Source organism: Catenibacterium sp. co_0103 (assembly GCF_004168205.1).
GTDB lineage: Bacteria > Bacillota_I > Bacilli_A > Erysipelotrichales > Coprobacillaceae > Catenibacterium > Catenibacterium mitsuoka_A.
Window position 1 is genome coordinate 19,198 of sequence record NZ_RCYB01000020.1, and the last position, 12,431, is coordinate 31,628.

11 protein-coding genes are annotated in these 12,431 nt (G+C 34.7%); 10 read left to right on the forward strand and 1 reads right to left on the reverse strand.

Annotated elements, in window-relative coordinates:
- Positions 1-152: 152 nt before the first annotated feature.
- From adhE to EAI80_RS05215, 3 genes are all read left to right on the forward strand, one after another.
- Positions 153-2,804, forward strand: a complete 2,652-nt coding sequence (gene adhE, locus EAI80_RS05205) for a bifunctional acetaldehyde-CoA/alcohol dehydrogenase (protein WP_129981196.1) — start codon at positions 153-155, stop codon at positions 2,802-2,804.
- A 127-nt stretch (positions 2,805-2,931) separates the two neighbouring features.
- Positions 2,932-3,549, forward strand: a complete 618-nt coding sequence (locus tag EAI80_RS05210) for a VanZ family protein (RefSeq protein ID WP_161220283.1) — start codon at positions 2,932-2,934, stop codon at positions 3,547-3,549.
- A 68-nt stretch (positions 3,550-3,617) separates the two neighbouring features.
- The gene (locus EAI80_RS05215) at positions 3,618-3,848 is read left to right on the forward strand and encodes a hypothetical protein (protein ID WP_129981198.1); all 231 of its coding nucleotides are present in this window, start codon (positions 3,618-3,620) and stop codon (positions 3,846-3,848) included.
- 16 nt (positions 3,849-3,864) lie between these two features.
- On the opposite strand, the gene EAI80_RS05220 is transcribed toward EAI80_RS05215, so the two are convergent.
- Positions 3,865-4,653, reverse strand: a complete 789-nt coding sequence (locus EAI80_RS05220; protein ID WP_129981199.1) for an HAD family hydrolase — start codon at positions 4,651-4,653, stop codon at positions 3,865-3,867.
- A 168-nt stretch (positions 4,654-4,821) separates the two neighbouring features.
- On the opposite strand from EAI80_RS05220, the gene EAI80_RS05225 reads away from it, so the two are divergent.
- The 7 genes from EAI80_RS05225 (at position 4,822) to EAI80_RS05255 (ending at position 12,335) form a co-directional block, all read left to right on the forward strand.
- Positions 4,822-5,670: a sulfide/dihydroorotate dehydrogenase-like FAD/NAD-binding protein gene (locus EAI80_RS05225; protein WP_129981200.1), complete on the forward strand. Its 849-nt coding sequence runs from the start codon at positions 4,822-4,824 to the stop codon at positions 5,668-5,670.
- Between the two features lies 1 nt (position 5,671).
- Positions 5,672-7,060, forward strand: a complete 1,389-nt coding sequence (gene gltA / locus EAI80_RS05230; protein WP_129981201.1) for an NADPH-dependent glutamate synthase — start codon at positions 5,672-5,674, stop codon at positions 7,058-7,060.
- Positions 7,061-7,405: a zinc ribbon domain-containing protein gene (locus EAI80_RS05235; RefSeq protein WP_129981202.1), complete on the forward strand. Its 345-nt coding sequence runs from the start codon at positions 7,061-7,063 to the stop codon at positions 7,403-7,405.
- 69 nt (positions 7,406-7,474) lie between these two features.
- The gene (locus tag EAI80_RS05240) at positions 7,475-8,272 is read left to right on the forward strand and encodes a MurR/RpiR family transcriptional regulator (protein ID WP_161220284.1); all 798 of its coding nucleotides are present in this window, start codon (positions 7,475-7,477) and stop codon (positions 8,270-8,272) included.
- A gap of 109 nt (positions 8,273-8,381) precedes the next feature.
- Entirely contained in the window at positions 8,382-9,770 is a 1,389-nt protein-coding gene (locus tag EAI80_RS05245; RefSeq protein ID WP_129981204.1) for a glycoside hydrolase family 1 protein, read from the forward strand.
- Between the two features lie 2 nt (positions 9,771-9,772).
- Entirely contained in the window at positions 9,773-11,074 is a 1,302-nt protein-coding gene (locus tag EAI80_RS05250) for a PTS transporter subunit EIIC (RefSeq protein WP_129981205.1), read from the forward strand.
- On the forward strand, positions 11,067-12,335 hold the full coding sequence (locus tag EAI80_RS05255; protein WP_129981206.1) for a family 1 glycosylhydrolase: 1,269 nt from the start codon (positions 11,067-11,069) through the stop codon (positions 12,333-12,335). Before EAI80_RS05250 ends, EAI80_RS05255 begins: the two co-directional genes overlap by 8 nt.
- Positions 12,336-12,431 lie beyond the last annotated feature (96 nt).

The following is a 12,431-nucleotide window of genomic DNA, read 5'->3' on the forward strand; positions in this document are numbered from 1 at the left end:
GGATATCCCTAAACTGCAAACGTTTTCAGTAAATGCATTCTACAAATTGTGTAAATTTTCACAAAAGTATGCTTGTTTTTTCACAAGAAGTCATGTATAGTGAACTTACAAAATATGAAAAAGAAATATTTTGGTCAATGGAGGATATAAAAATGGCTGATAAGAAAGTCGAAAAGAAAGTTGAAGAATGGACAGAAGAAAAGACTGATGCTTGCATTGATGAGTTAGTTAATAACGCATTAACAGCATTAGACGAATTCGAAGGTTTTGACCAGGAAACTGTTGACTACATCGTAGCAAAGATGTCAGTTGCTGGTCTTGATAAGCACGGTGTTCTTGCAGAAGCTGCAGTAAAAGAAACTGGCCGTGGTGTATTTGAAGACAAAGCTGTTAAGAACTTATTCGCTTGTGAATATGTTACTAACAACATGCGTCATACAAAGACTGTAGGTATTATTAGTGAAGATCCACTTACTGGTATCACTGAAATTGCTGAACCAGTTGGTGTTGTTTGTGGTATCGTTCCAGTAACAAACCCAACTTCTACAGTTATCTTTAAGTCTTTAATCGCTATGAAGACTAGAAACCCAATCATCTTCTCATTCCACCCAGGTGCTCATGACTGTTCAGTTATGGCTGCTAAGGTAATGTTAGATGCTGCAGTAAAAGCTGGTGCTCCTAAGAACGTAATCCAGTGGTTACCAATGAAAACTATGTATGCAACTAGTGCATTAATGAATCATCCAGGTGTTGCTACTATCTTAGCTACTGGTGGTAACGCAATGGTTAAGGCTGCTTACTCTTGTGGTAAACCTGCTTTAGGTGTAGGTGCTGGTAACGTTCCTGCATACGTAGAAAAGTCTTGTAAAATCAAAATGGCAGCAAACGATATTTATTTATCAAAATCATTCGATAACGGTATGATTTGTGCATCTGAACAGGTTGTTGTTGTAGATCACGAAATCTATGATGAATTCAAGAAAGAACTTGGTCGTTATCATGTACATTTCTGTAATGCAGAAGAAAAGAAGAAACTTGAACAGTTCATGTTCGGTGCAACAGCATACAGTGAAAACGTAAATGAAGCTAGATTAAACAGCATCGTTCCAGGTAAGAACGCTACTTGGATTGCTGAACAGGCTGGTTTCAAAGTACCTGATGATGTTCAGATCTTAGTTTGCGAAGTTAAGGAAATCGGTCCTAACGAACCAATGACTAGAGAAAAGCTTTCTCCAGTATTAGGTATGATCAAAGCAAACTCTACTGAAGATGGTATTGAAAAGGCTGCTCAGACTGTTGAATTCAACGGTTTAGGACATTCAGCTGCAATCCATACTACTAATCATGAAATTTCTAAAGCATTCGGTAAGAGAATCAAAGCTATCCGTATTATTGAAAACGCTCCATCTACATTCGGTGGTATCGGTTCAGTATACAATGCATTCTTACCTTCATTAACACTTGGTTGTGGTTCTTATGGTCATAACTCAGTATCAAACAACGTAAGTGCTATTAACTTACTAAATATTAAGAGAATAGGGAGACGTAACAACAATATGCAATGGGTTAAACTTCCTCCAAAGATTTATTTCGAAAGAAATTCAATCAGATATCTTAGAGATATGAAGGAAATGAAGAAAGCAATGATCGTTACAGACAGAGGTATGTATGACCTTGGTTATGTAGGAAAGATCGAAGATGTTATCAGAAGAAGACGTAACAAAGTAGACGTTGACTTATTCATCGACGTTGAACCAGATCCATCTTTAGATATGACTCTTAAGGGTCTTGAAATCATGAAGAGCTTCCAGCCTGATACAATCATCGCTATCGGTGGTGGATCTTCAATGGATGCTGCTAAAGTTATGTGGTTAATGTATGAACATCCAGAAGTTAACTTCGACGACATCAAGCAGAAATTCATGGATATCAGAAAGAGAGCATTCAAGTTCCCAGAACTTGGTAAGAAAGCTAAGTTAGTATGTATCCCAACTACTTCAGGTACAGGTTCAGAAGTAACTCCATTCGCAGTTATCACTGATACTAAGGAAAACAAGAAATATCCATTAACTGACTACGCTTTAACTCCAACAATCGCAATTGTTGACCCTGAATTCGCTATGTCTATGCCACCAAGAATCGCTGCTGATACTGGTATCGACGTATTAACTCATGCTATTGAAGCATATGTTTCAATCTTAGCTTCTGACTTCACTGATGGTTGGGCAAAACAGGCTGTTAAGTTAGTATTCGAAAACCTTGAAAAGTCAGTACTTGAAGGTGATCCTGATGCTAGAATTAAGATGCATAACGCTGCATCAATCGCAGGTATGGCATTCGCTAACGCATTCTTAGGAATGAACCACTCATTAGCTCATAAGATCGGTGGAGAATGGCATATTCCTCATGGACGTACTAACGGTATGTTATTACCACATGTAATCAGATACAATGGTACAGTTCCAACTAAGTTAAACATCTGGCCAAAGATCGAAGACTATAAGGCAGATAAGAAATATAGAGAATTAGCAGAATTAATCGGCTTACATCCAAAGACTGATGCAGAAGGTGTTGAAATGTTCGCACAGGCTGTTGAAAAGTTATGGGTAAAAGTTGGTGGTGCTGTAAACGTTAAGTCACAGAACATCAGCAAAGCTGATTGGGAAGAATCAGTACATAGAATCGCTATGAACGCATACGAAGACCAGTGTACTCCTGCTAACCCAAGAATGCCTATGGTTAAAGATATGGAAGCTATCCTAGAAACAATCTACGATTACGAATCTCCATTCGCTAAGAAATAATTCTTAAAACCACTAAGAGGAAATCCTTACGGCTTTCCTCTTTTTTTGTGTTAAATTATGTTAAATAGTATTGTTTATTGACACTCACAAGTGAACAAATTAAAATGACATGTCGGAGGACACTGTCATGAAACATAAACGTTATATATTCTTGCTCATTGCAGCTGTCGCTTTCATTATTCAATTAATAGATATCATTTCTTATACAATCAAGTTTTCTATTACACAGACATTTGTACTTGTTATTATTCAGATGATTGGTTTGGTGGGTTACGCTTATGGTGCAAGAAATGTAGTAAAAAATAAAAGAAGAATGTTTTATATACTTCATAGTATCGCATTCATCATCTACCTTATAAATCTTACTTATCAATTGTTCCTTAATCCAGCATTAAGACATGTTAAAGTTATAAGTAGTGTGAATATCAGCCCATTAAAGACAATATTTCTTTATTACACAGCTTATACAAGACATACATTACCTATTAAGAATATCATTCTGAATATGATTGGGAATGTCATGTTGTTTATGCCTTTTGGGTATTTTGTATATGTCTTATTTAAACCAATGCGTTCATTTCAACCTTATTTCTTCTTTTTCTTATTTATGATTGTAGGAGTAGAAGTCATTCAATATATTTGGAAGGTTGGATCAGCAGATATAGATGATATCATTCTGAATATGAGCGGCGTACTGATTCTATATATTGTATTGAAAATCCCATTCATAAAAAAATTATTTTAAAGTCAAAAAATCACAAGTATTACACATCTTTTCTGTTACAATAATTGTATAAGAAAGAGGTGAATCTTGTGCTTTTTATTTTTCTACTATTGTTGTTCTTATATTTGTTCCTAACAAGATACTACATCACTGAAGATGTGATTGTAAAAGAAGTCCTTGAAGATAAGATCATATTTGAATCAGAACTTGGTAAAGAAATTGTACTCAAAGTAACAAAACCTCATGAATATCTAGAAGGACAAAAGGGACAAGTCTCATTCCATGGAGAAAAAATCGTATCATTTCAAAAAGCAGCCTAGAAGGGCTGCTTTTTGATTAGATGACGTTAAAGTGTTTTAAGGCATTGTAGATACCATCATCTTCAATATCAGTTGTAATATACGTTACATAATCAAATAGAACAGGATTAGAATTGCCCATAGCTACTGATTCCTTAGTATAAGTCAACATTGGTAGATCATTTGTAGAATCTCCAATAGAAATACAATCATCAATAGAAGCACCAATGAGATCAATAAATGTTTGAATACCTGTTGCTTTAGAACAATCTTTTGGAACTACTTCAATGAAGTCTTCAGCACGCTGGATATATTCTAAATCATCTTTAAATGCATCCTTAAATGATTCAATATCATCTTCTGGTGTATACCATGCAGTGAACTTATCAAAATTAGGTTCATCATCTTTATGATATACAGGAACATTTACTTTAATATCTTTATAATGTTCTTTGATTTCCTGAACTGTCTTTGTCTTAATTGTTTCAGGGAAATAAATAGATTCAGGACCTTCTAATACGGCATCAATATCTAATTCAATAGCTTTATTCACAATTCCTTTCTTTAATTCTGAAGGAAGTTTAGCATGATAGATTTCTTTACCATGATAGTAGATATTAGTCCCACAACCACAGATATAACCATCTAATCCTAATTCTTTAATTACATCTTCTATAATACAAATAGTACGTCCTGTATTTACCATCAGGATATGTCCATTATCCTGAGCTAGTTTGATTGCTTTCTTTGTACTTTCAGGAACAGTAAAGTCTGTTTCTGTAGATAAAGTACCATCAATATCAAAAAATATAACTCTTCTACTCATAAATATTCTCCTTGTTTCATACAACTAAACCACAAATAATTATATCTGTCAACAATCTCTCAATTCTTGAAAATACCACATGGTAGCGCATTAATTTACTATGAAGCGACATTGAATAGAAACCTAATATGTGATAATATTAAATAAGATTCAGAAAGGATTGAGAATATGTATAAGATTGTAAAAAAAGAAGTACTTAATGACGTTGTACAGTTAATGGAAGTACATGCGCCAATGGTTGCAAGAAAATGCGAACCAGGTCAGTTTATTATTTTACGTGTAGGAGATGATGGAGAAAGAATCCCTCTTACAATTGCTGATTATGATAGAGAAAAGGAAACAATCACAATAATTTATCAGATTGTAGGTTACTCTACTAAACAGCTTGCTAAGTTAGAAGAAGGAGATTATATCACTGACTTCGTAGGTCCTCTTGGTGTCCCTACTCATCTTGAAAAGAAGGATCACGTAATCGGTGTAGCTGGTGGTGTGGGTAGTGCGCCATTATTCCCACAGTTAAGAAAACTAGCAGAACTTGGTACTAAGGTTGATGTAATCATCGGTGGACGTGAAGAACAGTATGTATTATGGGCAGATCGTTTTAAAGAATTCTGTGATAATGTATATATCGCAACAAATGATGGCTCTGTAGGTACAAAAGGTTTTGTTACTGATGTATTAACTGATTTACTTGATAAGGGTGAAAAGTATGATGAAGTTATTGCAATTGGACCAGTTGTAATGATGAAGGCAGTTGTTGGAGTAACTAAGCCTAGAGATATTAAGACAATGGTTTCACTTAACCCAATCATGATTGATGGTACTGGTATGTGCGGATGCTGCCGTGTTACTGTTGATGGTAAGATCAAGTTTGCCTGTGTTGATGGACCAGACTTTGATGGTTTAAATGTTGACTTTGATGAATTAATGGCAAGACAGAGAATGTTCAAGGAAGAAGAACATCTTGTTGACAGCAATGCAGACCGTATGTGTAACTTAATGAAGGGGGTTAAATAATATGTCTAATATGTCAAATGTAAAGGTAGAAATGCCTTCTCAGGAACCTGAAATTCGTGCAACTAACTTTAAAGAAGTTGCTTTAGGATATACAAAAGAGATGGCTCAGGAAGAAGCAGCTCGTTGCCTAAACTGTAAAAAGCCTCGCTGTGTGGATGGATGTCCAGTAAATGTACCTATCCCTCATTTTATTCAGGAAGTAGTGAATGGTGATTTTGAAAAAGCTTATGAAATCATCACTACAGAAAATGCTTTGCCTGCAATCTGTGGTCGTGTATGTCCACAGGAAAACCAGTGTGAAGGTAAATGTATTAGAGGTATCAAGGGTGAATCAGTTGCCATTGGTAGACTTGAAAGATTCGTTGCTGATTACCATAGAGATCATGGTAAACCAACTGAAACTAAGATTGAAAAGAACGGTAAGAAAGTGGCTATTGTAGGTTCAGGACCTTCAGGTATTTCTTGTGCCGGTGAACTTGCTAAACGTGGTTATGATGTAACAGTATTTGAAGCATTACATAAAACGGGTGGTGTATTATCTTATGGTATCCCAGAATTCCGTTTACCAAAAGATTTAGTACAGGCTGAAATTGATGGTGTTGCAGACTTAGGTGTTAAGTTTGAAACAAACGTTGTAGTTGGTCGTTCTATCACAATTGATGAATTACAGGAAAGTGGTTATGATGCTGTATTCGTAGGTGCTGGTGCTGGTTTACCTCGTTTCCAGGGTATTCCAGGTGAAAACCTGGATGGTGTTTATGCTGCAAACGAATTCTTAACTCGTGTTAACTTAATGAAGGGTTATGAATTCCCTAAACATCCTACTCCAGTAAAAGTAGCTGATACAGTATGTGTTGTAGGTGCTGGTAACGTAGCTATGGATGCTGCAAGAACTGCTAAGAGACTTGGTGCTAAGAACGTATATATCGTATATCGTCGTAGTGATGCTGAAATTCCTGCACGTGCTGAAGAAGTACATCATGCTAAGGAAGAAGGTATTATCTTCAAGTTATTAACTAATCCAGTTGCTGTTCATGGTGATAATGGTTCAGTTAAAGCTCTTGAATGTGTAGAAATGGAATTAGGAGAACCAGATGCATCTGGTAGAAGAAGACCAGTTGTAAAAGAAGGTACTAACTTCACTATTGATTGTGGAACAGTTGTTATCGCAATCGGTCAGTCTCCAAACCCATTAATTAGACAGACTACTCCTGGTCTTGATTGCCAGAAGTGGGGTGGTATCATCGTTGAAGAAGAAACTAACCATACATCTAAAGAAGGCGTATGGGCTGGTGGTGACGTTGTAACTGGTGCTGCTACTGTAATTCTTGCTATGGGTGCTGGTAAAAAAGCAGCAAAAGCTATTGATGAAAAATTAAGTGGTGAATAAATGTATTGTACACGATGTGGTAAAGAATTAGAGGCAGGTACAAAGTTCTGTCCTAATTGTGGAGAACCTGTGAGATTAGAAAATAGAACAGACTACACAAATATGGAAGACTATGCTTCTAGTAATGGCTATACTAGTCCTTATTATGAAGAAGATCGTGCCTCTGTTGGATTATGTATCATTTCATTCCTATTCCCTTTTATGGGTGTTATCTTCTTCTTCATGAAAAGAAGAACGACTCCTAATAAAGCAAAGGCATGCTTGATTACAGGAATCGTTAGCTTTGTATTGAATTTTATTGCAACTTATGCATTATTATTAAACACAGGAATCAGAATCTTTTGATTCCTGTGTTTTTCATACTTGTAAAGTAACAGTTTGATTTAGTAAAATAGAGGGATGGAGGTGTTACTCATGCCAAAAGGTATTTCAATCATGTCACAATTATTAAGCGTTGTGAATTATGGTGATGGTAAAGAAGTAAATGCGGATATCGCTAAGACAATATTACAGAATTATAATAAGATTCCAGAACTCACTATTTTTGATTTAGCTGATTTGTGTTACGTCTCTTCTTCGTCTATTACAAGATTTGTGAGAACACTGGGATATGATAGCTATAAAGAATTCAAGAGTGATATAGATCATACTTTGACAATTGATGTAGATTACTCTAAGCGCATCAATATGGCAACTGCTGAAGACTTAAAGCCCATTTATCAAAGATATACTGAAAATGTTATAGAGAATATACAATTCACTTTTGAACATATTGATTATCGTCAATTAAATAGAGTATGTGAAATGATGTATCAGGCGAAGGAAATTGCTTTATTTGGTTTAGAATATGCTAATTATGTAGGTATTCATTTCCAAAATAAGATGGCAAGTTTGAATCGTTTGATTCAATTAGGTGTCTCTGATGAAAAACAATTAGAACTTGCGAAAAGACTTGCACCACATTCTCTTGTTTTCATTATCTCTTTAGAAGGAAGTTTCTTTTATCGCAATACAGAGATTGTTGATATATTGACAGAAAAAGAATGCAAGATTGTGGCTATATCTATGATTACAGTTGGTAAACTTATTAGTGCATGTGATGAAGTCATCTTATGTAATAAGACAAATAGTAATACAGAAGGACGTATTACTTTGATGTACACCATTGAGTTAATCATCATTTACTACTATATTAACTACTCACATATATGAAAAATTTCATAATCTGAAATTATGCTGGAGAATATGACATCTTCAGCATTTTTTTGACGAAAAAAATGAGTTCACTTTGTATTAAGATATCAGAGGGAGGAAAAAGAATATGAAAAACAAAGAATTTCCTAAAGACTTCTTATGGGGTGCTTCTACAAGTGCCTTTCAAGTAGAAGGTGGTTTTAATGAAGAAAGAGGTATTGCTAATAGTGATATGCGTCATATACCAGATGGCTTAGCAGACTATAAAACAGCCTCGGATCATTATCACCATGTCAAAGAAGATGTACAGTTGATGAAAGAACTTGGTATGAAGGTATACCGCTTTTCATTCTTCTGGACAAGAATTATGCCAGATGGTGAAAATGTGAGCCAGAATGGCTTGAACTTCTACCATGAGTTGATTGATGAGCTTCTTGAAAATGGTATTCAGCCATTTCCTACACTTTATCATTTTGAAATGCCTTATGCATTGATTGAAAAGTATGGAGGATGGAAGAGTAGAAAATGTGTAGATGCATATGTAAAATATGCCAGAATCTGTTTTAAAGAGTTTGGATCAAAGGTTAAAATGTGGGCAACTATTAATGAACAGATGTGTGCTACAGCTCCTGATGATATGAATATGAATCTTGAAAAAGATCCACATTTAAGACAGAAGAATCTTTATCAGATGTCATATCATATGACTTTAGCTGAAAAGATTGCGACAAGTTATTTTAAAGAAATGGTTCCTGATGGGAAAATTGGTCATGTAGTTGCCATGCAGGTGATTTATCCAGCAACATCCGCACCAGAAGATGTGCTTGCTGCAAAGAATGCAGAAGATGAAGTACAATGGAGTTTCCTTGATTTATCTATTAAGGGACATTACTCTCGTCACTTTACAAAATATTTGAAGGATAGAGATGTTTATCCAGAAATGAATGAAGAAGATCTCCATTATCTTAAAGATAATCATCCAGATTTTATTGGTGTAAACTATTATGCAAGCTGCACAGTTAGAGCTAAATATCCTGAAGATGAATGCACAAGAATGCCACCGTTCTATATCAGCGATCAGTTCTATGTTGTGAATAATGAAAAACTGAAACCAACAGAATGGATGCATTTTGGAATTGATCCAGATGGTCTATATATTGGAATTAGAAATCTCTATGACAGATATGAATTACCAATGATTATTACTGAAAATGGTATGGCTTATACAGATAAAATAGAAGAAGATGGTTCAATAAATGATATTTATCGTATTGATTATGTGACAAAACATATTAATCAGTGTTATAAGCTGATTGAAGAAGGTTATCCGCTTTTTGGATATTGTCCTTGGTCATTTTTAGATGTTGTTAGTTCACATGAAGGATTTAATAAACGTTATGGCCTTGTCTATGTGGATCGTACAAATAGAGATGTAAAATCATGTGCACGTATTAAGAAGAACAGTTTTTATTGGTATCAGAATATTATTAAGAACAATGGGATTAAAGGAGAATGATTATGAACAAGTTTATACAATTCATGGAAGAAAAATTTATTCCAGTTGCAAATAAAATATCTAGAATTAAAGCATTGCAGGCAGTATCAGGAGGTTCTATGTCACTTCTAGGTGTTATCATGGTAGGAGCAATTTTTTCGGTTTTAACTTCTATCACATGGGCACCTTATCAGAATTTCTTAAAGGCAACACACTTATTGACTATCATTAATTTTGTACCTAATGTCACTACAGAGCTTATTGGCTTATTTATGGCATTCTCTATTGCATATAATGGGGCCAAGGTTTATGGCATTGAAAAGAATGCATTTAATACAGGAGTAATCTCTTTAGTGGCATTCATTCTATTAGCACCTATTACTGTACAAAAGCAAGGTATGGTATCAACTAATATGTTTAATGCAGCTTATTTTGGACCAAAAGCTGTTATTTCAGCAATTGTTGTTTCATTGATTGTCATTCAGATCATGAAGTTCTTTATGAATAAGAATATTACAATCAAGATGCCAGAAGGTGTTCCACCAATGGTCAGCAACTCATTCACTTCATTAATCCCAGCAGTTGTCATTGTATTAGTGTTTGGACTTGTAAAATATGGTTTCTCTGTTACTCATTTTAAGACATTCAATGATTTTATCTATACAATCATTCAGACACCATTACAGTCTCTAGTAGGAAGTTTCCCTGCATTTATCTTATTATTAGTAATTGACCAATTATTATGGTTCTTCGGTATTCATGGATCACAGACAGTTTTACCAATTCTTATTCCAGTTTGGTTAGGTTATATGTCAGAAAACTCAGCCTCACTTGCAGCAGGACATGGGATTGTCCATGCTATTAACTTTGGTTTATGGGATTTAGCTTGTATTGGTGGTTGTGGTGCGACAATTGGTTTAGTTATTATGATGTTCTTCACAGCTAAGAGTGAAAGATATAAAGCATTTGGTAAAGTGACTTTCCCTTGTGGAATTTTCAGTGTCAATGAACCAGTTATCTTTGGCTTACCACTTATGTTGAATGTTATGACAATCATTCCATTTATTGTATGCCCAATTGTTGTGTCATCTGTAGGTTACTTACTCATGAAACTTCATATCATTGCACCTTATATTGGTATTCTTGGAACAGGATCTCTTCCACCATTTATTCATGGTATGGTCAATGGAAGCATTAGTGCAGGTATCTATGAACTTGTTGCAGTTGTTTTATCATGTGTTATCTGGTATCCATTCTTTAAGATGTTAGATAAACAGGCATTAGAAGAAGAAAATAGAATCAAGGAAGAAAAAGCAAATGATTAATATACTAGAATATTCAGATATTACATTCCCAGAAGATTTTTTATGGGGTGCTTCTACTGCAGGACAACAGATTGAAGGTAACAACAATTCATTTTATGATGATAAGGAGATTGCACCTAAGTTTGCTTATGGTGGTGTACCTTATCAAATGGCAGGACGTGCATGTAATAGCTATGAAATGTACAAAGAAGATATCGCATTACTAAAGAAGATGCATTTAAACTCATATCGCATGTCTTTGGAATGGTCACGTATTGAACCAGTAGAAGGGCAGTTTGATGAAAAAGAGATTGAACATTATAGAGATGTCTTGAAAGAATTAAAGAAGAATAACATTAAAGTATGTTTAACACTTCATCATAATTCACATCCTGTCTGGTTTCACCAGTTAGGTGCATTTAAAACTATGGATAATCTTGACTATTTCTTAAAATATGTGGAAAAGGTTGTACCAGAATATGATGAATATGTAGAATGCTGGCTCATTATCAATGAAATGAATATCGTCTTTGAATATACAATTGAAGAAAGTATTAATTTGCTTCAGTATCATGCCAAGGCATATCATGTCATTAAGAAATATTCTAATAAGCCTGTCTCATCTCCTATGAATTATGCTGAAAAGAAACCAATGAGAGGTGTTACAGATAAACCAGATCAGATCATGGCAGATTATATTGATTATATGGAAAATGAATTCTTCTTACATGCAATAAGAACAGGGGAGATTGTTGTTCCATTCCATGATGCTATTTATATGCCTGAATTAAAGGATACATGTGATTTCTGGGCAGTGAATGTTTATACAAGACAGCTGATTAATAGTAGAAAAGCAATGTTTAGATTTGATCGTTATGAAGCAAGCAGTATTCATAGTTTAGATGTTCCATATTTTAGTGATGATATTTGTCCAGAGGTTATATTCCATTGTCTCAATAGATTAAAGGATAAACCAGTTCTCATTACTGAAAATGGTATTGCTTGCAAGAATGATAAATATCGTGTCATTTACATTGCGGCTGTATTACAGGCTGTCAAGCAGGCGATGGATAGTGGAGTCAAGGTATTAGGTTATCTTCATTGGTCATTATTAGATAACTGGGAATGGGGGACTTATACACCAACATTTGGATTAGCTTCAGTTAATCATGAAACTTATGAAAGAACACTTAAACCAAGTGGATATTTCTATGGTGAAATAGTAGAAAACAATGCTCTCACACTTGATATTATTAAAAAATACTATCCAAATAACATATAGGCACCTTTAAAAAGGTGTCTCAGACTGTTGACAAACTAAATGTTAACAGTCTTTTCTTTTAAATTTGAAGAGTATATGATAATATAGTTACTGTCG

Coding starts and splice junctions, on each gene's coding strand:
- EAI80_RS05220 (WP_129981199.1), bottom strand. CDS start 4,653: ATGAGTAGAAGAGTTATATTTTTTGATATTGATGGTACTTTATCTACA.
- EAI80_RS05235 (WP_129981202.1), top strand. CDS start 7,061: ATGTATTGTACACGATGTGGTAAAGAATTAGAGGCAGGTACAAAGTTC.
- EAI80_RS05250 (WP_129981205.1), top strand. CDS start 9,773: ATGAACAAGTTTATACAATTCATGGAAGAAAAATTTATTCCAGTTGCA.
- EAI80_RS05255 (WP_129981206.1), top strand. CDS start 11,067: ATGATTAATATACTAGAATATTCAGATATTACATTCCCAGAAGATTTT.
- EAI80_RS05210 (WP_161220283.1), top strand. CDS start 2,932: ATGAAACATAAACGTTATATATTCTTGCTCATTGCAGCTGTCGCTTTC.
- EAI80_RS05245 (WP_129981204.1), top strand. CDS start 8,382: ATGAAAAACAAAGAATTTCCTAAAGACTTCTTATGGGGTGCTTCTACA.
- gltA (WP_129981201.1), top strand. CDS start 5,672: ATGTCTAATATGTCAAATGTAAAGGTAGAAATGCCTTCTCAGGAACCT.
- adhE (WP_129981196.1), top strand. CDS start 153: ATGGCTGATAAGAAAGTCGAAAAGAAAGTTGAAGAATGGACAGAAGAA.
- EAI80_RS05225 (WP_129981200.1), top strand. CDS start 4,822: ATGTATAAGATTGTAAAAAAAGAAGTACTTAATGACGTTGTACAGTTA.
- EAI80_RS05240 (WP_161220284.1), top strand. CDS start 7,475: ATGCCAAAAGGTATTTCAATCATGTCACAATTATTAAGCGTTGTGAAT.